This is a genomic window from Pseudomonas sp. WOUb67 (assembly GCF_050058005.1).
Lineage (GTDB): Bacteria > Pseudomonadota > Gammaproteobacteria > Pseudomonadales > Pseudomonadaceae > Aquipseudomonas > Aquipseudomonas putida_R.
In genome coordinates this window covers 646,045-668,827 of the sequence record NZ_CP170112.1, presented here as the reverse complement: position 1 = coordinate 668,827, position 22,783 = coordinate 646,045, and the positions used below count along the sequence as shown (strand labels likewise).

26 protein-coding genes are annotated in these 22,783 nt (G+C 62.6%); 16 read left to right on the top strand and 10 right to left on the bottom strand.

Going from position 1 to position 22,783, the window contains the following annotated elements; translation table 11 throughout:
- The first annotated feature begins 104 nt into the window (after positions 1-104).
- A complete protein-coding gene (locus ABOC32_RS02970) occupies positions 105-1,004 on the top strand; it encodes a choline sulfate utilization transcriptional regulator (RefSeq protein WP_426810092.1) in 900 nt (299 codons plus the stop codon).
- A 191-nt stretch (positions 1,005-1,195) separates the two neighbouring features.
- Here the strand turns inward: ABOC32_RS02970 and ABOC32_RS02965 are convergent, their stop codons facing one another.
- Positions 1,196-1,750: an NAD(P)H-binding protein gene (locus ABOC32_RS02965; RefSeq protein ID WP_426810091.1), complete on the bottom strand. Its 555-nt coding sequence runs from the start codon at positions 1,748-1,750 to the stop codon at positions 1,196-1,198.
- Positions 1,751-1,802: 52 nt separating this feature from the next.
- Here ABOC32_RS02965 and ABOC32_RS02960 point away from each other — a divergent pair, with 52 nt between their 5' ends.
- The gene (locus ABOC32_RS02960; RefSeq protein WP_234226143.1) at positions 1,803-2,135 is read left to right on the top strand and encodes a DOPA 4,5-dioxygenase family protein; all 333 of its coding nucleotides are present in this window, start codon (positions 1,803-1,805) and stop codon (positions 2,133-2,135) included.
- 119 nt (positions 2,136-2,254) lie between these two features.
- Here the strand turns inward: ABOC32_RS02960 and trpA are convergent, their stop codons facing one another.
- Entirely contained in the window at positions 2,255-3,064 is an 810-nt protein-coding gene (trpA, locus tag ABOC32_RS02955; protein WP_426810090.1) for a tryptophan synthase subunit alpha, read from the bottom strand.
- Positions 3,061-4,278, bottom strand: a complete 1,218-nt coding sequence (trpB, locus tag ABOC32_RS02950; RefSeq protein WP_012269890.1) for a tryptophan synthase subunit beta — start codon at positions 4,276-4,278, stop codon at positions 3,061-3,063. Before trpB ends, trpA begins: the two co-directional genes overlap by 4 nt.
- 110 nt (positions 4,279-4,388) lie before the next feature.
- On the opposite strand from trpB, the gene ABOC32_RS02945 reads away from it, so the two are divergent.
- The gene (locus tag ABOC32_RS02945) at positions 4,389-5,285 is read left to right on the top strand and encodes a LysR family transcriptional regulator (protein WP_426810089.1); all 897 of its coding nucleotides are present in this window, start codon (positions 4,389-4,391) and stop codon (positions 5,283-5,285) included.
- Here ABOC32_RS02945 and ABOC32_RS02940 read toward each other — a convergent pair.
- A complete protein-coding gene (locus ABOC32_RS02940) occupies positions 5,282-5,605 on the bottom strand; it encodes a DUF883 family protein (RefSeq protein WP_016497386.1) in 324 nt (107 codons plus the stop codon). The genes ABOC32_RS02945 and ABOC32_RS02940 overlap by 4 nt on opposite strands.
- Before the next feature lie 164 nt (positions 5,606-5,769).
- Between ABOC32_RS02940 and ABOC32_RS02935 the strand changes: the two genes are divergently transcribed.
- Both ABOC32_RS02935 and ABOC32_RS02930 read left to right on the top strand, forming a co-directional pair.
- Complete coding sequence (locus ABOC32_RS02935) at positions 5,770-5,985, top strand: dodecin (protein WP_086976505.1); 216 nt, start codon at positions 5,770-5,772, stop codon at positions 5,983-5,985.
- A gap of 100 nt (positions 5,986-6,085) precedes the next feature.
- Positions 6,086-6,307: a DUF1161 domain-containing protein gene (locus ABOC32_RS02930; RefSeq protein WP_426810088.1), complete on the top strand. Its 222-nt coding sequence runs from the start codon at positions 6,086-6,088 to the stop codon at positions 6,305-6,307.
- A gap of 98 nt (positions 6,308-6,405) precedes the next feature.
- Here the strand turns inward: ABOC32_RS02930 and ABOC32_RS02925 are convergent, their stop codons facing one another.
- Complete coding sequence (locus tag ABOC32_RS02925; RefSeq protein ID WP_426810087.1) at positions 6,406-7,410, bottom strand: LLM class flavin-dependent oxidoreductase; 1,005 nt, start codon at positions 7,408-7,410, stop codon at positions 6,406-6,408.
- 154 nt (positions 7,411-7,564) lie between these two features.
- Between ABOC32_RS02925 and ABOC32_RS02920 the strand changes: the two genes are divergently transcribed.
- A complete protein-coding gene (locus tag ABOC32_RS02920; RefSeq protein WP_426810086.1) occupies positions 7,565-7,990 on the top strand; it encodes an OsmC family protein in 426 nt (141 codons plus the stop codon).
- 73 nt (positions 7,991-8,063) lie between these two features.
- Complete coding sequence (locus tag ABOC32_RS02915; protein ID WP_426810085.1) at positions 8,064-8,297, top strand: DUF1161 domain-containing protein; 234 nt, start codon at positions 8,064-8,066, stop codon at positions 8,295-8,297.
- 119 nt (positions 8,298-8,416) lie between these two features.
- On the opposite strand, the gene ABOC32_RS02910 is transcribed toward ABOC32_RS02915, so the two are convergent.
- Together ABOC32_RS02910 and ABOC32_RS02905 are read right to left on the bottom strand one after the other, a co-directional pair.
- The gene (locus tag ABOC32_RS02910) at positions 8,417-8,830 is read right to left on the bottom strand and encodes a hypothetical protein (RefSeq protein WP_426810084.1); all 414 of its coding nucleotides are present in this window, start codon (positions 8,828-8,830) and stop codon (positions 8,417-8,419) included.
- Between the two features lie 55 nt (positions 8,831-8,885).
- A complete protein-coding gene (locus tag ABOC32_RS02905; protein WP_426810083.1) occupies positions 8,886-9,299 on the bottom strand; it encodes a hypothetical protein in 414 nt (137 codons plus the stop codon).
- Positions 9,300-9,383: 84 nt separating this feature from the next.
- On the opposite strand from ABOC32_RS02905, the gene ABOC32_RS02900 reads away from it, so the two are divergent.
- Positions 9,384-10,457, top strand: coding sequence for an aminopeptidase (locus ABOC32_RS02900; protein WP_426810082.1), 1,074 nt, complete (start codon positions 9,384-9,386; stop codon positions 10,455-10,457).
- Between the two features lie 132 nt (positions 10,458-10,589).
- Here ABOC32_RS02900 and ABOC32_RS02895 read toward each other — a convergent pair whose 3' ends face one another.
- Together ABOC32_RS02895 and ABOC32_RS02890 are read right to left on the bottom strand one after the other, a co-directional pair.
- Positions 10,590-11,240 carry an HAD family hydrolase gene (locus tag ABOC32_RS02895; RefSeq protein WP_426810081.1) on the bottom strand — a complete coding sequence of 217 codons (651 nt, stop codon included), beginning with the start codon at positions 11,238-11,240 and terminating at the stop codon, positions 10,590-10,592.
- 120 nt (positions 11,241-11,360) lie between these two features.
- Positions 11,361-11,909 carry a gamma carbonic anhydrase family protein gene (locus tag ABOC32_RS02890; RefSeq protein WP_043198617.1) on the bottom strand — a complete coding sequence of 183 codons (549 nt, stop codon included), beginning with the start codon at positions 11,907-11,909 and terminating at the stop codon, positions 11,361-11,363.
- Between the two features lie 102 nt (positions 11,910-12,011).
- On the opposite strand from ABOC32_RS02890, the gene prlC reads away from it, so the two are divergent.
- The 5 genes from prlC (at position 12,012) to ABOC32_RS02865 (ending at position 18,290) form a co-directional block, all read left to right on the top strand.
- The gene (gene prlC / locus ABOC32_RS02885) at positions 12,012-14,063 is read left to right on the top strand and encodes an oligopeptidase A (protein WP_426810080.1); all 2,052 of its coding nucleotides are present in this window, start codon (positions 12,012-12,014) and stop codon (positions 14,061-14,063) included.
- Entirely contained in the window at positions 14,060-14,341 is a 282-nt protein-coding gene (locus ABOC32_RS02880; RefSeq protein ID WP_016497397.1) for a YheV family putative zinc ribbon protein, read from the top strand. The genes prlC and ABOC32_RS02880 overlap by 4 nt, the downstream gene beginning before the upstream one ends.
- 80 nt (positions 14,342-14,421) lie before the next feature.
- Positions 14,422-15,480, top strand: a complete 1,059-nt coding sequence (locus ABOC32_RS02875) for a PA0069 family radical SAM protein (protein WP_426810079.1) — start codon at positions 14,422-14,424, stop codon at positions 15,478-15,480.
- 366 nt (positions 15,481-15,846) lie between these two features.
- Positions 15,847-16,566: a carbonic anhydrase gene (locus ABOC32_RS02870; protein ID WP_016497399.1), complete on the top strand. Its 720-nt coding sequence runs from the start codon at positions 15,847-15,849 to the stop codon at positions 16,564-16,566.
- A gap of 191 nt (positions 16,567-16,757) precedes the next feature.
- A complete protein-coding gene (locus tag ABOC32_RS02865) occupies positions 16,758-18,290 on the top strand; it encodes a SulP family inorganic anion transporter (RefSeq protein WP_426810078.1) in 1,533 nt (510 codons plus the stop codon).
- A 132-nt stretch (positions 18,291-18,422) separates the two neighbouring features.
- Here the strand turns inward: ABOC32_RS02865 and ABOC32_RS02860 are convergent, their stop codons facing one another.
- Positions 18,423-19,064 (bottom strand): hypothetical protein, encoded by a 642-nt coding sequence (locus ABOC32_RS02860; protein ID WP_003253042.1) that lies wholly within the window; start codon positions 19,062-19,064, stop codon positions 18,423-18,425.
- A 368-nt stretch (positions 19,065-19,432) separates the two neighbouring features.
- Between ABOC32_RS02860 and coxB the strand changes: the two genes are divergently transcribed.
- From coxB to ABOC32_RS02845, 3 genes are read left to right on the top strand one after another with little or no spacing between them, the layout of a single operon-like run.
- On the top strand, positions 19,433-20,560 hold the full coding sequence (gene coxB / locus ABOC32_RS02855; RefSeq protein WP_086976496.1) for a cytochrome c oxidase subunit II: 1,128 nt from the start codon (positions 19,433-19,435) through the stop codon (positions 20,558-20,560).
- A gap of 43 nt (positions 20,561-20,603) precedes the next feature.
- Positions 20,604-22,193 carry a cytochrome c oxidase subunit I gene (gene ctaD, locus ABOC32_RS02850; protein ID WP_234226122.1) on the top strand — a complete coding sequence of 530 codons (1,590 nt, stop codon included), beginning with the start codon at positions 20,604-20,606 and terminating at the stop codon, positions 22,191-22,193.
- Between the two features lie 10 nt (positions 22,194-22,203).
- Entirely contained in the window at positions 22,204-22,770 is a 567-nt protein-coding gene (locus ABOC32_RS02845) for a cytochrome c oxidase assembly protein (protein WP_016484257.1), read from the top strand.
- Positions 22,771-22,783 lie beyond the last annotated feature (13 nt).

Sequence of the window (22,783 nt, the reverse complement as noted above, 5' to 3'; positions counted from 1 at the left end):
GCTTCCATCGTTGAGGGTTATGCGATCCGCTTGCCTACCAAGATGCGACTGTGGATAACATGGGTAAAGCCCATGGCGGGCAATGACTGGGATTAGCTGAGCTTATGTTTGAGCACCTTGCCGAGCTGTCGCTGGAGACCTTGCGTGTGTTCGAAGCTGCAGCGCGCCTGCGTGGTTTTACCGCGGCGGCGCTGGAGCTGGGCACCACGCAGCCGGCAGTGAGCCAACAGGTGAAACGTCTGGAGGCCCAGCTGGGCACGCGCCTGTTCGACCGCATTTACAGGGGCATCGAGCTCACCGAGGCCGGCCAGCTGTTGTTCGAACAGGTGCACCAGGGGTTGCAAGCCATGGATGACGGCATTGCCCAGGCCAGCGGGCGCGGCCAGCGCGAAGTACTGCAGGTGGCCACCGACTTTGCTTTTGCGGCGTTCTGGCTGATGCCAAGGCTGCAACGCTTTCACGAGGCTTATCCACAGGTGGATGTGAGCCTGGTGACCGGTGAGCGCAGCCAGGGCATGTTGCGCCCGGACATCGATGTGGCGGTGCTGTTTGGCGATGGGCGTTTTCACCAGGGTGAAAGCCGCTGGCTGTTCGATGAGGAAGTGTTCCCGGTGTGCAGCCCTCGGCTGACTGGCGGCAAACCCTTGTCAGCCGTGGCTTTGCAACGATTGCCCTTGCTGCATTTGAAGGGCGAGCAGGCCAGCCGCTGGTTTGACTGGGCGGGGGTGTTTCGCGGATTTGGCGTGGCCAGCCCGCCGCCTGCTGGGCAGTTGCGGTTTGATAACTACACGCTGCTGATTCAGGCAGCGATTGCCGGGCAAGGGGTGGCGATTGGTTGGGGGCACCTGGTGGATGGGTTGGTGGAGCAAGGGTTGCTGTGCCGGCCTTTGCAGGGGAGTTTGCGTTCGGAGCGTGGGTATTATGCGGTTCTGCCACCGCGCAAGCGGCGTGGGGCGCTGATCGAGCGGTTTGTCGGTTGGCTGGAGCATGAGCGCAGCCTTTGAGATTTTGGGGCCGCTTTGCGGCCCATCGCGACACAAGGCCGCTCCTACAGGAATGTCGTCGGCTGCCAGGCCGGAGGGGCCTCTGTGGGAGCGGGTTCACCCGCGAACACCGGCGAAGCCGGTGCCATATACCGCGTTGCATTCTTCGCGGGTGAACCCGCTCCCACAGGCTGCGCAGCGGCCCCGGCGATCTAGACCACGAAGTTCAGATGCTCGCCCCGGTGCAGGTCCAGCTCCAGCATATCCACCATCCCCGCCGCCACGCGTGCCCACCCCTCATCAGGCAACGCCTGCGGCGTATTGATCAAGGTCCAGCGCAACGCACCGCGCTGCAACCTGTCAACCACCTGGTCCGCGCATTCGCGCTCTGCCTCGCTGTATTTGCCCGGCTCATCCAGCACAGCGAAATCGCCCACCAGCAACAGCCGGCGTATAGTCGTACGCTGAAGCCCCGCCACCAGCGCCTCGCTCAGGCGTGCTTGCCCCGGCAAGTCACCTGGCGCCAGCGCCGATAGCAGGGCGATCACTGCCGAGCCGCCTGCCGCGCCTTGTTCTGCCTGGTCGGCATCCCCCAGCCCGCCTATCTTGAAGTGCAGGCCCGGGCGCGCGGTGTGGCGGTTCAGGTCATCGACCACGGCGGTGACTTCGTGCTGGCGCGCCAGCAGCTCCGCCATCAGGGCATTGCCCAGGCTGCTTTCAGGCCCGAACAAAACCAGTTTGAACACTGGGGTTTCGGCGTTTTTCACTGCATCACTCCCTTTGCAGGTGGTGATGGTTGGACCGCAATCAGGAGTTATCGTGCAGAGGATCAAGGGTTACCACGCCCACGTTTATTACGACGCAGCCACCATGGAGCAGGCCCGGGAACTGTGCGAGGAAGCGACGCGGCTGTTTCCCGTGACCATGGGGCGCATGCACCAGAAACCGGTTGGGCCGCACCCGGACTGGAGCTGCCAGCTGGCGTTCGAGCCGGAATTTGTCGGGGTGGTGTTGCCTTGGTTGGCGCTGTATCGGAAGGGGTTGGTGGTGTTCATGCACCCGCTGACCGGGGATGAACTGGCGGACCACCGGGACCATGCGATCTGGATGGGGGCTTTGCGGCCCTTGGACCTGTCGATTTTCGGGGGGTAGATTTGTATGCCTGTGCTGGCCTCTTCGCGGGTGAACCCGCTCCCACAGGTACTGCACAGACCTTGAGAGCGGCGCATTCCTTGTGGGAGCGGGTTTACCCGCGAAGCAGGCGACGCGGTTTAGCGACGGGCGCCGCGCACCCCTTCAGCCAGTGCCGAGCACAGGCTGAGTACATCATTCACCGCCTGGTCGGCACTCTTGGCCTGGGCAATCTTGTCGACCAGCGCCGAGCCCACCACTACACCATCCGCCAGGCGGGCAATGTTCGCAGCCTGCTCCGGGGTACGAATGCCGAAACCAACGCTGATCGGCAAGTCGGTATGCCGGCGCAGGCGGGCAATGGCTTCGGTCACGTGCTCGGTGGTCGCCGAGCCGGCACCGGTCACACCGGCCACCGACACGTAGTAGACAAATCCGGAGCTGCGCTCCAGCACGCGCGGCAGGCGCGCATCGTCGGTGGTCGGGGTGGTCAGGCGGATGAAGTCGATGCCTGCAGCCTGGGCCGGGGTGGCCAGTTCGGCGTCGTGCTCTGGCGGCAGGTCGACGATGATCAGGCCATCGACGCCCGCTGCTTTTGCCTCAGCCACGAACGCGTCCACGCCAAAGCGGTGGATCGGGTTGTAGTAGCCCATCAGCACGATTGGCGTGGTCTGGTTATCCACACGGAATTCGCGAACCATCTGCAGGGTCTTGGCCAGGGTCTGGCCAGCTTCCAGGGCGCGCAGGGTGGCCAGCTGGATGGCTACGCCATCGGCCATGGGGTCGGTGAACGGCATGCCCAGTTCGATCACGTCGGCACCGGCGGCCGGCAGGCCCTTGAGGATCTGCAGCGAGGCGTCGTAGCCCGGGTCGCCTGCGGTGACGAAGGTGACCAGTGCCGAACGGCCTTCGGCCTTCAGTTCGGCGAAGCGTTGTTCAAGACGGCTCATGCCTGTTTCTCCTGGGCGGCCATGTGGTTCATGACGGTTTGCATGTCTTTGTCGCCGCGGCCCGACAGGCACACGACCATCAGGTGGTCCTTGGGCAGCTTCGGTGCGCGCTTGATCGCTTCGGCCAGGGCGTGGGAGCTTTCCAGGGCCGGGATGATGCCTTCCAGGCGGCAGGTGGCGTGGAACGCATCCAGCGCTTCGTCATCGGTAATGCTGACGTACTCGACGCGCTTCACTTCGTGCAGGTAGGCGTGCTCCGGGCCGATGCCCGGGTAGTCGAGGCCTGCGGAAATCGAGTGGGCGTCGGTGATCTGGCCGTCTGCATCTTGCAGCAGGTAGGTGCGGTTGCCGTGCAGCACGCCGGGTACGCCGCCGTTCAGGCTGGCCGCGTGCTTATCGGTGTGCACGCCGTGGCCACCGGCTTCGACGCCGATGATCTGCACGCTCGGCTCTTCGAGGAACTCATGGAACAGGCCCATGGCGTTGGAGCCACCACCGACGCAGGCAACCAGGCTGTCTGGCAGGCGGCCTTCCTTCTCTTGCAGCTGGGCGCGGGTTTCTTTGCCGATGATCGACTGGAAGTCGCGGACCATGGCCGGGTACGGGTGCGGGCCAGCGACGGTGCCGATCAGGTAGAAGGTGTCTTCGACGTTGGTGACCCAGTCGCGCAGGGCTTCGTTCATGGCGTCTTTCAGGGTGCCGGTACCGGCGGTAACCGGGACGATTTCGGCGCCCAGCAACTTCATGCGGAACACGTTGGCCTGCTGGCGCTCGATGTCGGTAGCGCCCATGTAGATCACGCACGGCAGGCCGAAGCGGGCAGCCACGGTGGCGGTGGCCACGCCGTGCATGCCGGCGCCGGTTTCGGCGATCAGGCGCTTCTTGCCCATGCGCTTGGCCAGCAGCACCTGGCCGATGCAGTTGTTCACCTTGTGCGCGCCGGTGTGGTTGAGCTCTTCACGCTTGAAGAAGATCTTCGCGCCGCCACAGTGCTCGGTCAGGCGCTCGGCGAAGTACAGCGGGTTGGGGCGGCCGATGTAGTCGCGCTGAAAGTAGGCCAGCTCTTCGAGGAACTTGGGGTCTGCCTTGGCCGCTTCGTATTCGCGGGCCAGGTCCAGCACCAGTGGCATCAGGGTTTCGGCCACGTAGCGGCCGCCGAACGAGCCGAACAGGCCATTGGCGTCGGGGCCGGGGCGGTATTGGGACTGGGTCATGGGGCGCTCCAGGGCGTAATGAATGAGTGATGGGCTTTACTCTAACCACGGCAAGCCCGGCTGAAAACCGATAAGATTGCGCAAACTTGTCAGAAAAACTCACAGGTACCATGGCCCACGACCTCCCTCCCCTGAATGCCCTGCGCGCTTTCGAGGCTACCGCCAGGCTTAACAGCGTCAGCCAGGCGGCTGAAGCGCTGCATGTTACCCATGGCGCTGTCAGCCGGCAGATCAAGGTACTGGAGGAGCACCTTGGCGTGGCCCTGTTCGTCAAGGACGGACGTGGCATCAAACTCACAGATGCAGGCATACGCCTGCGTGATGCCAGTGGCGAGGCCTTCGACCGGCTGCGCAGCGTGTGTGCCGAGCTAAGCCGCGATGTCAGCGAGGCGCCGTTTGTGCTGGGCTGTTCGGGCAGCCTGCTGGCGCGCTGGTTCATTCCGAGGCTCGGGCGCCTGAAGGCGGATTTGCCCGAATTGCGACTGCACTTGTCGGCAGGTGAAGGTGACCTCGACCCGCGTCGCCCGGGGCTTGATGCATTGCTGGTGTACGCCGAGCCGCCATGGCCTGCGGATATGCAGGTGCATGTGCTGGCCGAGGAGCGTATCGGCCCGGTGCTCAGCCCGCACTTTGCCGGCTTCGAGCGCTTGCGCGCCGCGCCTGCCAGCGCCCTGCTGGAGGAGGCGCTGCTGCATACCACGTCACGCCCGCAAGCATGGCCGGCCTGGGGCCAACAGCAGGGGCTGGACCCGGCCAGGTTGCACTACGGCCAGGCGTTCGAGCATTTGTATTACTTGCTGGAGGCTGCGGTTGCAGGGCTTGGCGTGGCCATTGCGCCGCAGCCACTGGTGGCGGATGACCTGCGGGCCGGGCGCCTAAGCGCGCCGTGGGGCTTTTCCCCTACCCGTGCAGCGCTGGCGTTGTGGGTGCCGCGGCGCGCCGCAGATGGGCGCGCCGAGCAGTTGGCGCAGTGGCTGCGCCGCGAATTGGAACGCCTGGCGGGTTAGTTGCGACGGGTCAACAGATAGGCCGCCAGCAGGCCGAGGGCGCCAAGCGCCACGCCCGCGGTTGTAACCGGGTGCTCCTGTGCGTAATCACGGGTGGCAATACCGGTCTGGCGGGTGCGGGTCTTCACTTCCTCGTAAGCATCGCTGAGCAGGCTACGCGAATGTTTCAGCGCGCTTTCGGCGTTGCTGCGGATTGCCTTCACCGACTTCTGGGACTCTTCCGACGCGTCATGCTTGAGGTTTTCCAGGCTTTTCAGAAGGCTTTCGATCTCCGCTTCCATGCTTTCCAGGGATGTTTTACGCAGCGAGTTGCGGTGCATGTTGACTCTCCTTTGCAGTATGGGCTGTTAAAGGTTGCGACCCTGGGCCTGCGCGAAAGTGCGATCGAACTTTCACCTTTGCTGACGGCTCGCAGGTAAACCAGGCCTACGCTGCTAGGCTGGCTGCTAGGCTAAAAAATCACCGTTATCCAAGGAGCGTGACCATGACTGACCATCACACGTACAAGAAGATCGAGCTGGTGGGGTCTTCGCCTACCAGTATCGAGGACGCGATCAACAATGCCCTGGCCGAAGCCGGCAAGAGCATCAAGCACCTGGAATGGTTTGAAGTGATCGATACCCGTGGGCACATCCGCGACAACAAGGCGGCGCACTTCCAGGTCACGCTGAAGGTGGGCTTCCGTATCGCCAACAGCTGAAACAGTGCCGGGCTGGATGATCCGGGCGTGATGGGGTATTTAGAAAGGGGGCGCCTTGGCGGGCGCCCTTCTGATTTCATCTGCACAAGGAAAGCGAGTGATGAACAAACTGATTCTGGCGCTGGGCCTGATGACATTGGCCGGTGGTGCGCTGGCGGCGGGCAAGCCGTGCGAAGAGCTGAAGGCGGAGATTGCCGCCAAGCTCGATGCCAAAGGGGTTTCTGGCTACAAGCTGGAAATCGTCAACAAGGGCGAGCCGGCCGGCAAAGTCATTGGTAGTTGCGAGGCGGGTACCAAAGAGATTGTGTATCGCCGCGGTTGATGCGTTGGCTTTTTCGCGGGCTTGCCCGCTCCCACAGGTAATCTACAGGTTCAAGCAACTGTGCAGTCCTGTGGGAGCGGGCGAGCCCGCGAAGAAGGTCACTCGGGCTTGAGGGCCTGTGCCAACAGCTCATAGGACCGGATCCGGTCCGCATGCTCGTACAGGTCACAGGTAAAGATCAGCTCGTCCGCCCCGGTCTGCTCCAGCAGCACCTCCACCTTGGCCCTTACCTTCTGCGGGCTGCCGATCATCGCCAGGCCCAGGAAGCTGCCCACCGTATCCCGCTCATGGGGCAACCACAGCCCATCCATGCTTTCTACCGGCGGCTTCTGCATCAGGCTCTGGCCGCGAATCAGCGCCAGGATGCGCTGGTACACCGAGGTCGCCAGGTATTCGGCCTTTTCGTCGGTTTCTGCCACCACCATGGGGATGCCCAGCATCACATACGGCTTGTCCAGCGTGGTCGAGGGTTTGAAATGATTGCGGTAAACACGGATCGCCTCGTGCATGTAGCGCGGCGCAAAGTGCGAGGCGAAGGCATAGGGCATGCCGCGCATCCCCGCCAGCTGAGCGCTGAACAGGCTGGAACCGAGCAGCCACATCGGCACGTCAGTGTCGTGCCCCGGCACGGCGATCACTTTCTGATCATCGGTACGTGGGCCGAGGTAACGCGACAGTTCCTCGACATCGTCCGGGAAGTCGTCTGGGCCGCCAGCGCGGTCGCGGCGCAGGGCGTAGGCGGTCATCTGTTCCGAACCCGGCGCACGGCCCAGGCCCAGGTCGATACGCCCCGGGTACAGGCTGGCCAATGTGCCGAACTGCTCGGCGATCACCAGTGGCGCGTGGTTGGGCAGCATCACCCCGCCAGAGCCCACGCGAATGGTCGAGGTACCCCCGGCCAGATAACCGATCAGCACCGACGTCGCCGAACTGGCGATGCCGTCCATGTTGTGGTGCTCGGCCACCCAGAAGCGGTTGTAGCCAAAACGCTCGACGTGTTGCGCCAGGTCCAGCGAGTTGCGCAGCGACTGCGCCGGGCCTGCGTCGGCGCGTACGGGCACCAGGTCGAGGGTGGATATTTTCAGGTCACGCAGCTGCGTCATTGGAGCCTCCGCAAAGGTGGTTGGCCAGAGGCCTTTGTAACTCTGTATGGGCATATTCGGGGGATTCAATGTTTGCTGTGCGATTGGTCTGAACTTGCCGTAAGCGGATGGCCTCTGAATCCATAACCACGTAACCGAATGACCAGGAGGCACTATGAAAAAGACAGCATCGGCGATCTGGCAAGGTGGCTTGAAGGACGGCAAGGGACTGCTTTCTACCGAAAGCGGCGCGCTCAAGCAGAACCCCTATGGCTTCAACACCCGTTTTGAAGGCACGCCCGGGACCAACCCGGAGGAGCTGATTGGCGCAGCGCATGCCGGTTGTTTCTCGATGGCGTTGTCGATGATGCTCGGTGAAGCCGGGCTGACTGCGGACCGTATCGACACTGCTGCCGAGGTGACCCTCGACAAGCTGGCTGACGGCTTTGCCATTACGGCCGTGCATCTGGTGCTCCGGGCCAAGGTACCGGGGGCAAGCGAGGCGCAGTTCCTGGAGATTGCCAACAAGGCCAAGGAAGGGTGCCCGGTGTCCAAGGTGCTGAATGCAAAAATCAGCCTGGATGCGGCGCTGGTGGGCTGAAGCGGCGCAACGGAGGCGGTTTGCTGTAGTCTAAACAGCGTCGGCAGCACGCTGCCTTTTCAGGAGCCGTTCCATGATTCGCGTAGCAATCGCCGTGTTTGCTTCCCTGGTCGCCACGTCCACGTTGGCGGCGGTCAAGCCGTGCGAGGAGCTCAAAGCCGAGATCGAGGCCAAGATCCAGGCGCAGGGTGTGCCGTCCTACACCCTGGAGATCGTGCCCAACAGTGAGGTCAAGGACCAGAACATGGTCGTCGGGACCTGCGATGGCGGTACCAAGAAGATCATTTACCAGAAGAATGATCGGTAGATTCGCGATTTTGGGGCCGCTTTGCGGCCCATTCGCAGCACAAGGCTGCTCCTACAGAGTTACGCAATTCCCTGTAGGAGCAGCCTTGTGCTGCGAATGGGCTGCAGAGCAGCCCCAGCTCACGGAATGCAGAACACGTCGCTAGGCTCGTTCACCAGTACCTTGCGGCTGGCGTCATACAGCAGCACCTGTGGCTCCATCACCGGCGCCCGTGCTTCCAGGCGATAACGCTCACCAGCTTTGAAGTCGTCAAAGCGCACGGTCAGGTAGCAGGTTCGGTCCCTGGGTTCGGACATGATGCCGCCCGAGTAGATTTCATAATCGAAACGCACCATCAGTTCGTGCTTGCCCGGCGTTAGCTGGAAGTAACGGCCGTCATCCAGGCGCTTGCCATCGAGGCGGTCGGCCATGATCACCCGGCCGGGGGTCATGGTGTAGAGATCGACCCAGGCCTGCTTGGGGTCGACGGGCGGCAAGGGGCTGGCGCAAGCCCCCAGTGCACTGAGGGCGATCAGCATCATGGGCTGGCGCATGGCAAAACTCCCACTTGCGATTTACACGTTACAAGCATAGCGCCGTTTGTACGGTTCAGGTGCGTTGGCAGCCTGCAGGCAAGCCTTGGCCGACCATTTTCTGCCGATCGTCGTACAGCTTGATCCAGGGGCGGAAGCCGATACTGCCAGCGTGCAGCTGATAGCGCTGGCCGGCGCCGAAGTCCTTGAAGGTCAGCTTGACCTGGCAATCACGCCACAACGGCTCGTCGACGGGGCCGATATTGCTGGGGGTGACCGGGAACTGGTAGCGCACGGTCAGCTCATGGCTGCCGGGTTGCACTTCGAAATAGCGGCTGTCGGCCCAGTCACGTTCATCGACCTGCACGGCGTCCAGCGAGGTGTTGTCGTAGGGGGTAAGGTCGATCCAGGCCTGGTTCGGGTCCGGGGCTGGCAACGTGGAACAGGCGGATATCAGCAACAGTGAACCGGCGACCATTAATGCACGCATGGCGAAACTCCCCCTTGGCGAGATAGTCTTGGAGCGAATTGGCCTTGAGCGAGTCAGACAGCCCGGATGCTTCGACTTTTTCTTATGCAGCGCTCAGGCCCTGGGGCACTCGACCGCGTTTTCATCCGTTTTGTTCCCGTGCTGGCGGCGCTCCTGCTGAACGGTTGCAGCAGCGTTGCCTACTATGGGCAGCTGGCCGAGGGCCAAATCCAGCTACTGCGTGCGCGTCAGCCTGTCGCGCAGGTGGTGGCCGACCCGGCCACGTCACCGCAATTACGCTCGCGCCTGGCCCACGCCGAACAGGCACGGGTGTTCGCCAGCCAGCAGTTGAAACTGCCGGATAACCGCAGCTATCGGGTTTACGCCGACATTGGCCGGCCTTATGTGGTGTGGAATGTGTTCGCCACGACGGAGTTGTCATTGCAGCCGGTGACGCACTGTTTCCCGATCGCGGGGTGCGTGGCCTATCGCGGTTACTACCAGCAAGGTGCGGCACGCGGGGCGGCGGCGTTGATGCGCGAGGACGGCCTGGATGTGTATCTGGGTGGGGTGGAGGCTTATTCGACCTTGGGCTGGTTCGACGACCCGATTTTGTCGTCAATGGTCGGTTGGGGCGACGAGCGCTTGGCCACGCTGATCTTCCATGAGCTGGCTCACCAGCGCTTCTATGTGCAGGACGATACCGAGTTCAACGAATCGTTTGCCTCCTTCGTCGAGCAGGAAGGCACCCGGCAATGGCGCGTGTCCCGTGGGCTTGCCGCAGTTGGCGAGGCGCAGGGGCAACAGCGTGACCAATTCATTCGGCTGGTGCTGGCCAGCCGCGAGCGGTTGCAGGCGATTTATGCCGGGCCGCTGGACGATGCGCACAAGCGGCTGGCCAAGCAGGCCGAGTTTGAGCGGTTGAGGCGTGAGTACCGGCAGGTGCGTGATGGCCAGTGGGGCGGTGACAAGCGCTATGACGCCTGGGTGTATGGGCCGATGAATAACGCCAAGTTGTTGCCGTTTGGGTTGTATGACCAGTGGGTGCCGGCGTTTGCGGCGGTGTTTCGTGAGGTGGGTGGGGATTGGGCTCGGTTTTACCAGCGGGTCGAGCAGTTGGGAGGGTTGCCGAATGCTGAAAGGAAGGCGGTTTTGCAGAATTTGATGGTAAACCTTTGAAATTTTGGGGCCGCTGCGCGGCCCATCGTCGGCAAGCCAACTCCCACAGTGATCGCACAAGGTTTGAATTTGATGCAGTACCTGTGGGAGCTGGCTTGCCGGCGATGGGCTGCAAAGCAGCCCCCATGGCCCTCAAGCCTTGCAAAAAGCCTGATGCAACTCGGCTACCGAGGCGAAATGGTAAGCAGGTTCTTCGGCCATCAACTCTTCCCGGCTACCAAACCCATACCCCACCGCCGCCGCCTGCAAGCCATTGCTGCGCGCGCCAATCAGGTCATGCTTGCGGTCCCCGATCATCAGCGTCTGCGCCGGGTCCAGCCCTTCTTCATCCAACAAATGGCGGATCAGCTCGACCTTGTTGGTGCGCGTGCCGTCCAGTTCGCTGCCGTAGATCACCTTGAAGTGGTGGTCGAAGGCGAAGTGCCGGGCGATTTCCCGGGCGAACTCCCACGGCTTGGAGGTGGCGATGTACAGCGTGCGGCCCTGCCCGTTCAGGGCTTCGAGCAACTCCGGCACACCTTGGAACACCAAATTCTCGTACAGGCCGGTGACGCGGAAACGCTCCCGATAGAAGTTCACCGCCTCCCAGGCCTTGGCTTCGTCGAAGCTGTAGAACTGCATGAAGGCCTGCAGCAGGGGTGGGCCGATGAAGTGCTCGAGGCGGGCCAGGTCCGGCTCGTCGATGCCCAGTTTGGCCAGGGCGTACTGGATCGAACGGGTGATGCCCAGGCGTGGGTCGGTCAGGGTGCCGTCTAGGTCGAACAGGATGTTTTGCTGGTGCATTTGCGGGTTCCACTTTGAATGCTGCGTGGTCTTCTTCGCGGGTAAACCCGCTCCCACAGGGATATCACAGGGCCTGAGGCCGGCGCCGTTCCTGTGGGAGCGGGTTTACCCGCGAAGAGGTCATTCCGGTTGGTCGTAGCCTTCGGCCAGGTGCTGGTCCTTGAGCTTCACGTAGTTGCCGGCGCTGTAGGAGAAGAACGCGCGCTCTTTGTCGTTCAGCAGCCGGGCCTGTTTCACCGGGCTGCCCATGTACAGGTAACCGCTGACCAGGCGTTTGCCCGGCGGTACCAGGCTGCCGGCACCGATGATCACTTCGTCCTCGACGATGGCGCCATCCATGATGGTGCTGCCCATGCCGACCAGGATGCGGTTGCCCAAGGTGCAGCCATGCAGCATCACCTTGTGGCCGATGGTCACCTCGTCGCCGATGATCAGCGGGAAGCCGTCCGGGTTGAACGGGCCGGCGTGGGTGATGTGCAGCACGCTGGCGTCCTGCACGCTGGTGCGCGCACCGATGCGGATGCGGTGCATGTCGCCGCGCACCACGGTCAGCGGCCAGACCGAGCTGTCTTCACCGATCTCCACGTCGCCCAGCACCACTGCCGAACGGTCGACGAAGGCACGTAGTCCAACTTTCGGAGTGTGTTGCTGGAAGCTTCGGATGGCCATGATAGCGTCTCTCATCTGTGCCGATAGGCAGGCTGCCTGCTGCGGTCGGCGTCGATTGTAATTAAGATGGGGCAGTGTTTCTTCTGCCAAGGTATCCAAACCGTGACTGCGAACAACCCGCTTCTGCAATCCCACGATCTGCCGCCCTTCTCGCAAATCCGTGCCGAACACGTGTTGCCGGCGATCGAGGCTATCCTGGCCGACAACCGTAAAGCCATTGCCGAGATCCTCGAAAAGCAGGGCAAGGCCCCGACCTGGGCTGGCCTGGTGCTGGCGATGGACGAACTGAACGACCGCCTGGGCGCCGCCTGGAGCCCGGTCAGCCACCTTAACGCGGTGTGCAACAGCGCCGAGCTGCGTGAGGCCTACGAGTCGTGCCTGCCAGCGTTGAGCGCCTACTCTACCGAACTGGGCCAGAACCGCGCGCTGTTCGAAGCCTACCAGGCGCTGATCGATAGTCCGGAAGCCGCCGGCTTCGACGTGGCGCAAAAGACTATTCTCGAACACGCCCTGCGTGATTTCCGCCTGTCGGGTATCGACCTGCCGGCGGACCAGCAGCAGCGCTACGCCGAAGTGCAAAGCAAGCTCAGCGAGCTGGGCAGCCGCTTCTCCAACCAGCTGCTCGACGCCACCCAGGCCTGGACCAAGCACGTTACCGACGAAGCCGCACTGGCCGGCCTGACCGATTCGGCCAAGGCGCAGATGGCGGCCGCTGCCCAGGCCAAGGGCCTCGACGGCTGGCTGATTACCCTGGAATTCCCCAGCTACTACGCCGTGATGACCTACGCCAGCGACCGCGCCCTGCGCGAAGAGCTGTACGCTGCCTACTGCACCCGTGCTTCGGACCAGGGCCCGAATGCCGGCCAGTTCGACAACGGCCCGGTGATGCAGGAAATTCTCGACCTGCGCCAGGAACTGGCTGCGTTGCTGGGTTACAAGAACTACGCCGAACTGAGCCTGGCCACCAAGATGGCCGAGTCCAGCGACCAGGTGTTGAGCTTCCTGCGTGACCTGGCCAAGCGTTCCAAGCCGTTTGCCGCCCAGGACCTTGAGCAGCTGAAGGCCTACGCCGCCGAGCAAGGCTGCCCTGAGCTGGCCAGCTGGGACGCCGGCTACTTTGGCGAGAAGCTGCGCGAGCAGCGCTACAGCGTGTCGCAGGAAGCCCTGCGCGCCTACTTCCCGATCGACAAGGTGCTGGGAGGCCTGTTCAGCATCGTGCAGCGCCTGTACGGCATCGAAATCGCCGAGCTCAAGGGCTTCGACAGCTGGCACCCGGACGTGCGCCTGTTCGAAATCAAGGAAAACGGCCAGCATGTCGGCCGCTTCTTCTTCGACCTTTACGCCCGCGCCAACAAGCGCGGCGGTGCCTGGATGGATGGTGCCCGCGACCGTCGTCTCACTGCCGGTGGCGAGCTGCAGAGCCCGGTGGCCAACCTGGTGTGCAACTTCACCCCGGCCGCACCCGGCAAGCCTGCGCTGCTGACCCACGATGAAGTCACCACCCTGTTCCACGAATTCGGCCACGGCCTGCACCACCTGCTGACCCGCATCGAGCATGCCGGTGTTTCCGGTATCAACGGCGTGGCCTGGGACGCGGTCGAGTTGCCGAGCCAGTTCATGGAAAACTGGTGCTGGGAGCCGGAAGGCCTGGCGCTGATCTCCGGCCACTACGAAACCGGCGCGGCCCTGCCCCAGGACCTGCTGGACAAGATGCTGGCGGCGAAAAACTTCCAGTCGGGCATGATGATGGTGCGCCAGCTGGAGTTCTCGCTGTTCGACTTCGAGCTGCACGCCAGCCATGGCGACGGCCGCAGCGTGCTGCAGGTGCTCGAAGGCGTGCGTGACGAGGTGTCGGTCATGCGCCCACCGGCGTACAACCGCTTCCCCAACAGCTTTGCGCACATCTTTGCGGGCGGTTACGCGGCGGGCTACTACAGCTACAAGTGGGCTGAAGTGCTGTCGGCTGATGCGTTCTCGCGCTTCGAGGAAGAAGGCGTGCTGAACGCCGAAACCGGCCGTGCCTTCCGCGAGGCGATCCTGGCCCGTGGCGGTTCGCGCGAGCCGATGGTGCTGTTTGTCGACTTCCGTGGCCGTGAGCCTTCCATCGATGCGCTGCTGCGCCATAGTGGTCTTACCGAAGGCGCTGCGGCGTGAGCGAGGTAGTTGTGAACAAGACCAAGAAACGCTTCATTGCCGGGGCGGTATGCCCCGCGTGCAGCGAGCCCGACAAGCTGATGATGTGGAGCGAAGACGACGTACCGCACCGCGAGTGCGTCGCCTGCGGGTTCACCGACACCCTCAACGAGCAGGGCTTGTCGGTGCCCAAGGAGCTCGGCACCCGGGTCAACCACCTGGCACCCAAGGCGGCGCCGGCCAAGGTACAGACGGTGCAGTTCTTCCCTAATCCGAAGCTGAAGAAACCGACCGAGTAAGCACTGACGGTCGGATCAGAGGCACTGGTGGATTCAAGGTAGCTACGATACTGTATGTAAATACAGTATCGGGGTTAGCCATGAATCCTCCAGCACCACTAAAGGGCCGTGGCACGGCGCACAATCCGCACAACCGTTTTGCCCCCAACCATTCGGTGGCAGAGGACGACGGCTGGTATCAGGAAGTGCCGCAGACCCAAGGCACCGAGGTGCGCAGCGAGACGGCGAAATCGGTTATCTCCCGCAACACCTCACCCGACCTGCCCTTCGACCGCTCCATCAACCCTTACCGCGGCTGCGAACACGGCTGCATCTACTGCTATGCCCGCCCTTCCCATGCCTATTGGGACCTCTCCCCCGGCCTGGACTTTGAAACCAAGCTGATCGCCAAGACCAATGCCGCCGAAGTGCTCGCGCAACAGCTGAGCAAGCCGGGTTACGTGTGCGCGCCGATCAACCTGGGCTCCAATACCGACCCGTATCAGCCAATCGAGCGGGAACAGATGCTGACCCGGCGTCTGCTGGAAGTGTTGCTGCGTTTTCGTCACCCGGTGACCATCGTGACCAAGGGCTCGCTGGTGTTGCGCGACCTCGACCTGCTGGCCGAAATGGCCCGGCAGCGTCTGGCGCGGGTGATGATCAGCCTGACCACGCTGGACGATGACCTCAAGCGGGTGCTGGAACCGCGGGCGGCGTCACCGAATGCCCGCTTGAGGGCCATCCGCGTGTTGCGCGAGGCGGGTGTGCCGGTGGGTGTGCTGTGTTCGCCGATGATTCCGATGATCAACGACAGTGAGCTGGAGCGCTTGCTGGAGGCTGCCAGGGAAGCCGGCGCACAGAGCGCGGCCTACATGATGCTGCGCCTGCCACTGGAGGTGGCGCCGCTGTTCGAGCAGTGGCTGCAGGACCATTACCCGCAACGGGCGACCCATGTATTGAGCCTGATCCGCCAGAGCCGGGGCGGCGAGCTGTATGACAGCCGGTTTGGCGCGCGCATGCGCGGTGAAGGGGTGTTTGCCGAGCTGTTGGCACAACGGTTTGCCAAAGCCATGAAGCGGCTGGATTTCGAAGGCCGCGAGGCGCAGGCGCTGGATTGCTCTGCCTTCTGCCCGCCCGGTGGGCAGATGGCCCTATTCTGATATGGACCCTGTGGGAGCGGGTTTACCCGCGAATGCGTCGGTGACTCCACTGCCGCATTCGCGGGTAAACCCGCTCCCACAGGGTCCGCGCACTGCTCACAACTAAACTAATAACACTCTATAATTGCGCTAATACATATTGGCAGTTGATGTTTTTTTGCTATTATCCAGAACCCGCCTTTTATATCTGGAACGCCCGTTCTAGAGCCTTCGAATTAAGTTTCAGTTAAGTTTTCCCCGCTAGCGTAGGAAATCAGTCCACACCGACTGTGATCTATGGCCCGTGCGTGTCATCTAAAACCCTGCATAGCCAGAATCTTTCCCCGGTAAAATGGATTTACCAACACACCGTCAAGAGGATGAATCATGCCCGTCAAGGACCCATCCAAGGTCGTTCCGGAGGTACCCGCTGAGGGCGCCGATGCCGCCCTGAAGCACATCGTCGACGGCTTCCTGCGCTTTCACCATGACGTCTTCCCCGAGCAGCAAGAGCTGTTCAAGAAGCTCGCCACTGCGCAAACGCCGCGTGCCATGTTCATCACCTGCGCCGACTCGCGCATCGTCCCCGAGCTGATCACCCAGAGCTCGCCAGGCGACCTGTTCGTAACCCGTAACGTGGGCAACGTGGTACCGCCTTATGGCCAGATGAATGGCGGTGTTTCCAGCGCAATCGAGTACGCCGTACTTGCGCTGAAAGTGCACCACATCATCGTCTGTGGCCACTCCGACTGTGGCGCCATGCGTGCGGTACTCAACCCGCAATCGCTGACCAAGATGCCGACTGTTTCCGCCTGGCTTCGCCATGCCGAAGTGGCGCGTACCGTGGTCGAGAACAACTGCTCGTGCGGTACCGAACACGAAACCATGCAGGTGCTGACCAAGGAAAACGTGATCGCCCAGTTGCATCACCTGCGCACCCATCCTTCGGTTGCCTCGCGCCTTGCAGCCGGTGAGCTGTTCATTCATGGCTGGGTTTACGACATCGAAACCAGCAAGATCGAAGCTTATGACGCCATCAGCGACAGCTTCCTGCCCCTGGCTGCTGGCGAGCCAGTCCCCTGCGCTACTCCGAGAGGCCGCTACTAAGCGACCCATCCACCGCTAGAACCTTGATAGCCGGCTGCACCCTGTAGGGGTGTGGCGCGGCCTTCGACTGCCTTGAATTCCCTGACCGACTTGCCGGCATTTCTGCTGGCGGCCCGCGCCTGCGCGCGCGTCAGGGGCAAACGTGCCCACGGCCAGAGGAATGGCCGTGCGACAGAGAAAGGAGAAACACGGTGAACATTACACAGTTGAAAGCGGCCCTGCCGCGTGAGTTGCTGGCGTCGGTGGTGGTCTTTCTGGTGGCCCTGCCGTTGTGCATGGGTATCGCGATTGCCTCGGGCATGCCGCCGGCAAAGGGCCTGATTACCGGCATTATCGGCGGCATTGTGGTGGGTTTTCTCGCCGGTTCGCCGTTGCAGGTCAGTGGCCCTGCCGCCGGGCTGGCGGTACTGGTGTTCGAGCTGGTGCGCCAGCATGGCATGGCCATGCTTGGGCCGATCCTGTTGCTGGCCGGGCTGCTGCAGTTGCTGGCCGGGCGCTTGCGCCTGGGGTGCTGGTTTCGTGTCACTGCGCCAGCGGTGGTGTACGGCATGCTGGCGGGGATTGGCGTGCTGATCGTGTTGTCGCAGGTGCATGTGATGTTCGACACGGCGCCGCAGCCTTCCGGGTTGCAGAACCTGCTGGAGTTCCCGTCCACCGTTGCTGCAGCCCTGCCACAGGAAAGCGCAGGCTCCGGCTGGATGGCCGGTGCGCTGGGCCTGGGCACCATCGCCATCATGTGGGGCTGGGAGCGCCTGCGGCCGCAGCGGTTGCGCTTCGTCCCTGGCGCCCTATTGGGTGTTGCAGCCATGACCGTCATCAGTATGTGGCTGGCCTTGCCGGTAAACCGCGTGCAGGTGCCGGCAGACCTGTCCGAGGCCATCGACTGGCTCCGCCCGGCAGACCTGATGCAACTGGCCGACCCTACCCTGCTGGTCGCCGCCTTTGCCCTGGCCTTCATCGCCAGCGCCGAAACCTTGCTGTCGGCTGCGGCGGTAGACCGCATGCACAGCGGCCAGCGTTCGGACTTCGACCGTGAACTGTCGGCCCAAGGTATCGGCAACATGCTCTGTGGCGTGCTGGGCGCGCTGCCGATGACGGGCGTGATCGTGCGCAGCTCGGCCAATGTGCAGGCCGGGGCGCAGACGCGGGCATCGGCAATCTTGCACGGCTTGTGGCTGTTGGCCTTCGTGGTGGTGTTGAGCAGCGTGCTGCAGCAGATCCCAGTGGCGAGCCTGGCGGGTGTGCTGGTGTTTACCGGGGTCAAGCTGGTCGACTTCAAGGCGTTTCGTGGCCTGGGCCGTTATGGCCGCATGCCGATGTTCACCTATGCGGCGACGGCGCTGGCGATCATCTTCACCGACCTGCTGACCGGTGTGCTGCTGGGCTTTGCCCTGACCCTGCTGAAGCTGGCGTTCAAGGCGGCGCGGCTGAAGATCAACCTGGTGAGCCTGGAGAAGGCCGGGCACATGGAGCTGCGGTTAAGTGGCACGGCGACGTTCCTGAAGGTGCCGGCGCTGACCCAGGTGCTCGATACCGTACCGGCGGGCACCACGTTGCATGTGCCGTTGGGCAACCTGAGCTACATCGACCACTCGTGCCTTGAGCTGCTGGAGGACTGGAACCGCAGCAATGCGGCCAATGGGTCGCGGTTGCTGATAGAACAGCGGCGGTTGAAGCGGCGGATCGAGGGGCGGTTGCGGACTACGGCGGGGGTTGGGGCCTGACACTCGAGATGTGTATGGCCTGAACTGGCCTCTTCGCGGGTGAACCCGCTCCCACAGGTACTGCACAGCATTCAAAGTCTGTGTGGTCCCTGTGGGAGCGGGTTTACCCGCGAAGAGGCCGGGGCAGGAGTATCAGGCCGGCTGGCCCAGCTCGACACCCAGCTGCCGCGACAGGCAGGGCCAGCGCTTCCATGCCTCGCCGGTTGCCGGGCTGCTCAGTTTCTCGCGATAAGCCTCCACCGATTCCACCGCAAAGCTCTCGTCATTGAGCATTTCGTCAACCGAATGGTGCACCACTTCATCCAGCTGGTTGGCAAAGCTCTCGCCAATCAACTGGTGTGCAATCAGGTTGGCGACCGTGGTGTCGACCGGGATCAGCGGTTGCTGGAAGTGGCGGATGTACAAGTCATTCACCTCTTCCACCAGGCGGTGCGCCAGGTACGCCTCATCCAGCAGGCAGTCCAGGCCTACATGCCCTTGCATCACGCTGGGCGGCTGCAGGAAGTAGGCCTCGGCAATTTTCAGTACAGGTTTGATCTGCGATTCGATCCCGGCTTCGCGGGCGACCTCGTGGGCGGCCTCCAGCAGTTCCGGAACCTGATCGATGTAGGCGCTGACGAAGCGCGCCAAAGTGCCCTGGGCGTCCTGCTCAGGCAGTTGGATCGAGGGGTGCAGGTGGGGCAGTTGCAGCTCGAGACGCTGTTTCAATTGGCCGGTCTGGCCTTCATGTTGATGGGCTTGGCTTACCTGCTCGCGTACAGCAGCGATGTTCATGACAACTCCAGGGACATTACGTTTCAAACGGAAGACACTAAATTAGCTCGGTATACAGAATACCTAAGACGCATTTGTTATAAGCCGCGCAAACGTGTGCGCTGTCAGGTATATGCAAGTGCCATTATTGCGCCACACCCTATCAAGCGCGCGGTTTTCAGACCATTCAGTCATTTCGTGAAGTTCATTTCACAGGCTTCATTGCGTGCCATTGGTCGCTGTCTATACTCCCGTTGAACGTGATTCGTTGATGAGGCCCGACTGCTTTTGCAGGGGCTCGGTCGTCGAAGCCAGGCAGTCTTGACCGCCGTTCCCTCTTGCCGCAGGCCACGCCTCCGGGACAACAAGAATTAGAAGGGGAACCCGCAATGATGCGACATCCACATGTCTGGATGGGCCTCCTGTTGTGGTCGGTTTTTGGTCAGGCCAACGCGGCCTGGACCGTGAACATGCACCCAGGGGCGACGGAAGTCTCCAACGCCGTCTTCGACCTGCACATGACCATCTTCTGGATCTGCGTGATCATTGGCATCGTGGTGTTCGGCGCGATGTTCTGGTCCATGGTCGTCCACCGCCGCTCTACAGGCCAGCAGGCCGCGCATTTCCACGAGCACACCTGGGTGGAAATCATGTGGACCGTGGTGCCCTTCCTGATTCTGGTGGTGATGGCCATCCCGGCCACCAAGACCCTGATCGACATCTACGACGCCAGCGAGTCGGACATCGACATCCAGGTGACCGGCTACCAGTGGAAGTGGCACTACAAATACCTGGGCCAGGACGTGGAGTTCTTCAGCAACCTGGCTACCCCCGCCGATCAGATTCATAACAAAGCCCCCAAGGACGAGCATTACCTGCTCGAAGTCGACCAGCCGCTGGTGCTGCCGGTGGGCGCCAAGGTGCGCTTCCTGGTGACTGCCGCCGACGTCATCCACTCCTGGTGGGTGCCGGCCTTCGCGGTCAAGCGCGACGCCATCCCCGGCTTCGTCAACGAAGCCTGGACCCGTATCGAAAAGCCCGGCATCTACCGTGGCCAGTGCACCGAGCTGTGCGGCAAGGACCACGGCTTCATGCCGGTGGTGGTGGAGGTCAAGTCCAAGGCCGACTACGACACCTGGCTGGGCGAGCGCAAGGCTGAAGCTGCCAAGCTCAAAGAGTTGACCAGCAAGGAATGGACCCTGGAAGAGCTGGTGGAGCGTGGCGACAAGGTTTACCACACCACCTGCGTGGCCTGTCACCAGGCCGAAGGCCAGGGCCTGCCGCCGATGTTCCCGGCGCTCAAGGGCTCGAAGATCGCCACCGGGCCGAAGGAAGGCCACCTGAGCATTGTCTTCCACGGCAAGCCCGGCACCGCCATGGCGGCGTTCGGCAAGCAGCTCTCGGAAGTCGACATTGCCGCCGTTGTCACCTACGAACGCAACGCCTGGGGCAACAACAAGGGCGACATGGTGACGCCGAAGGACGTGCTGGCGCTGAAGCAGGCGGAAGCCAAGTGAACCGGGTTACTCGCGGCAATCAATGGGTTGCAGGAGACAGGACATGAGCACAGTGATCGACGACCACGCCCACGGCCATGACCATGCGCACGGCCCGGCAAAGGGCCTGATGCGCTGGGTGCTGACCACCAACCATAAAGACATCGGCACGATGTACCTGTGGTTCAGCTTCATCATGTTCCTGCTGGGCGGCTCGTTCGCCATGGTGATCCGCGCCGAATTGTTCCAGCCCGGCTTGCAGATCGTCGAGCCGGCGTTTTTCAATCAGATGACCACCATGCACGGCCTGATCATGGTGTTTGGCGCGGTGATGCCGGCCTTCGTTGGCCTGGCCAACTGGATGATCCCGTTGATGATCGGCGCGCCCGACATGGCCCTTCCGCGCATGAACAACTTCAGCTTCTGGCTGCTGCCGGCGGCCTTCCTGTTGCTGGTCTCTACTTTGTTCAGCCCGGGTGGCGGGCCGAACTTCGGCTGGACCTTCTACGCCCCGCTGTCCACCACCTACGCACCCGCAAGCGTCACCTTCTTCATCTTCGCCATCCACCTGATGGGCATCAGCTCGATCATGGGCGCGATCAACGTGATTGCCACCATCCTCAACCTGCGTGCACCGGGCATGACGCTGATGAAGATGCCGCTGTTCGTCTGGACCTGGCTGATTACCGCGTTCCTGCTGATTGCGGTGATGCCGGTACTGGCCGGCGTGGTGACCATGATGCTGATGGACATCCACTTCGGCACCAGCTTCTTCAGTGCCGCCGGCGGCGGTGACCCGGTGCTGTTCCAGCACGTGTTCTGGTTCTTCGGCCATCCCGAGGTGTACATCATGATCCTGCCGGCGTTCGGCGCGGTCAGCTCGATCATCCCGGCGTTCTCGCGCAAGCCGCTGTTCGGCTACACCTCGATGGTGTACGCCACCGGCGCGATTGCCTTCCTGTCGTTCATCGTCTGGGCCCACCACATGTTCGTGGTCGGCATCCCGGTGGTGGGCGAGCTGTTCTTCATGTACGCCACCATGCTGATTGCCGTGCCCACCGGGGTGAAGGTGTTCAACTGGGTCAGTACCATGTGGGAGGGCTCGCTCACCTTCGAGACGCCGATGCTGTTCGCCATCGCCTTCGTCATCCTGTTCACCATCGGCGGCTTCTCCGGGCTGATGCTGGCCATCGCCCCGGCGGACTTCCAGTACCACGACACCTACTTCGTGGTAGCGCACTTCCACTACGTGCTGGTGCCCGGGGCGATCTTCGGCATCTTCGCCTCGGCCTACTACTGGCTGCCGAAATGGACCGGCCACATGTACGACGAAACCCTCGGCAAGCTGCACTTCTGGCTGTCGTTCATCGGCATGAACATGGCCTTCTTCCCCATGCACTTCGTGGGGCTGGCCGGCATGCCGCGACGCATCCCCGACTACAACCTGCAGTTCGCCGACTTCAACATGGTGTCGTCGATCGGTGCCTTCATGTTCGGCGCCACGCAGATCTTCTTCTTGTTCATCGTCATCAAGTGCATCCGCGGCGGCGCGCCGGCACCGGCCAAGCCCTGGGATGGCGCCGAGGGCCTGGAGTGGTCGATCCCCTCGCCTGCGCCCTACCACACCTTCCAGACACCACCGGAAGTGAAATAGGAAACCCGCCATGAACGGCCTGTCGCTGAAACGCCTGGTAACGCGCCTGCTGATGCTGACGGTGGTGATGTTCGCCTTCGGCTTCGCCCTGGTGCCGATCTACGACGTGATGTGCAAGGCCTTCGGCATCAACGGCAAGACCGGCGGGCAGTACGAAGGCAGCCAGGTCAGTGACCCGTCGCGTTCGGTGCGGGTGCAGTTCATGTCGACCAATGCCAGCGACATGGTCTGGGACTTCTACTCCACGGCTGACCAGTTGGAGGTCAACCCGGGGGCGGTGAACCAGATGATCTTTGTCGCGCACAACCCGACCGACCGACCCATGAGCGCGCAGGCGATACCCAGCATCACCCCGGCCGAGGCCGCGGCGTACTTCCACAAGACCGAGTGCTTCTGCTTTACCCAGCAGGTGCTGCAGCCCGGCGAACGCATCGAAATGCCGGTGCGCTTCATCGTCGACCGCGACCTGCCGGCCAGCGTGAAGCACCTGACACTGGCCTACACCTTGTTCGACATCACCGCTCGCCACCCGCCGGTCGCGCATGTTGCGGCCCAGGACGTCCAGGGCGCCCGTTAAGGGAAGGAGAACA

What these genes read in the sequence shown, in the direction of transcription:
- ABOC32_RS02970 (WP_426810092.1), top strand. Translation starts at nt 105, where the DNA reads ATGTTTGAGCACCTTGCCGAGCTGTCGCTGGAGACCTTGCGTGTGTTC.
- trpA (WP_426810090.1), bottom strand. Translation starts at nt 3,064, where the DNA reads ATGAGCCGTCTTGAACAACGCTTCGCCGAACTGAAGGCCGAAGGCCGT.
- trpB (WP_012269890.1), bottom strand. Translation starts at nt 4,278, where the DNA reads ATGACCCAGTCCCAATACCGCCCCGGCCCCGACGCCAATGGCCTGTTC.
- ABOC32_RS02945 (WP_426810089.1), top strand. Translation starts at nt 4,389, where the DNA reads ATGGCCCACGACCTCCCTCCCCTGAATGCCCTGCGCGCTTTCGAGGCT.
- ABOC32_RS02940 (WP_016497386.1), bottom strand. Translation starts at nt 5,605, where the DNA reads ATGCACCGCAACTCGCTGCGTAAAACATCCCTGGAAAGCATGGAAGCG.
- ABOC32_RS02935 (WP_086976505.1), top strand. Translation starts at nt 5,770, where the DNA reads ATGACTGACCATCACACGTACAAGAAGATCGAGCTGGTGGGGTCTTCG.
- ABOC32_RS02930 (WP_426810088.1), top strand. Translation starts at nt 6,086, where the DNA reads ATGAACAAACTGATTCTGGCGCTGGGCCTGATGACATTGGCCGGTGGT.
- ABOC32_RS02925 (WP_426810087.1), bottom strand. Translation starts at nt 7,410, where the DNA reads ATGACGCAGCTGCGTGACCTGAAAATATCCACCCTCGACCTGGTGCCC.
- ABOC32_RS02920 (WP_426810086.1), top strand. Translation starts at nt 7,565, where the DNA reads ATGAAAAAGACAGCATCGGCGATCTGGCAAGGTGGCTTGAAGGACGGC.
- ABOC32_RS02915 (WP_426810085.1), top strand. Translation starts at nt 8,064, where the DNA reads ATGATTCGCGTAGCAATCGCCGTGTTTGCTTCCCTGGTCGCCACGTCC.
- ABOC32_RS02910 (WP_426810084.1), bottom strand. Translation starts at nt 8,830, where the DNA reads ATGCGCCAGCCCATGATGCTGATCGCCCTCAGTGCACTGGGGGCTTGC.
- ABOC32_RS02905 (WP_426810083.1), bottom strand. Translation starts at nt 9,299, where the DNA reads ATGCGTGCATTAATGGTCGCCGGTTCACTGTTGCTGATATCCGCCTGT.
- ABOC32_RS02900 (WP_426810082.1), top strand. Translation starts at nt 9,384, where the DNA reads ATGCAGCGCTCAGGCCCTGGGGCACTCGACCGCGTTTTCATCCGTTTT.
- ABOC32_RS02895 (WP_426810081.1), bottom strand. Translation starts at nt 11,240, where the DNA reads ATGCACCAGCAAAACATCCTGTTCGACCTAGACGGCACCCTGACCGAC.
- ABOC32_RS02890 (WP_043198617.1), bottom strand. Translation starts at nt 11,909, where the DNA reads ATGGCCATCCGAAGCTTCCAGCAACACACTCCGAAAGTTGGACTACGT.
- ABOC32_RS02875 (WP_426810079.1), top strand. Translation starts at nt 14,422, where the DNA reads ATGAATCCTCCAGCACCACTAAAGGGCCGTGGCACGGCGCACAATCCG.
- ABOC32_RS02870 (WP_016497399.1), top strand. Translation starts at nt 15,847, where the DNA reads ATGCCCGTCAAGGACCCATCCAAGGTCGTTCCGGAGGTACCCGCTGAG.
- ABOC32_RS02860 (WP_003253042.1), bottom strand. Translation starts at nt 19,064, where the DNA reads ATGAACATCGCTGCTGTACGCGAGCAGGTAAGCCAAGCCCATCAACAT.
- coxB (WP_086976496.1), top strand. Translation starts at nt 19,433, where the DNA reads ATGATGCGACATCCACATGTCTGGATGGGCCTCCTGTTGTGGTCGGTT.
- ctaD (WP_234226122.1), top strand. Translation starts at nt 20,604, where the DNA reads ATGAGCACAGTGATCGACGACCACGCCCACGGCCATGACCATGCGCAC.
- ABOC32_RS02845 (WP_016484257.1), top strand. Translation starts at nt 22,204, where the DNA reads ATGAACGGCCTGTCGCTGAAACGCCTGGTAACGCGCCTGCTGATGCTG.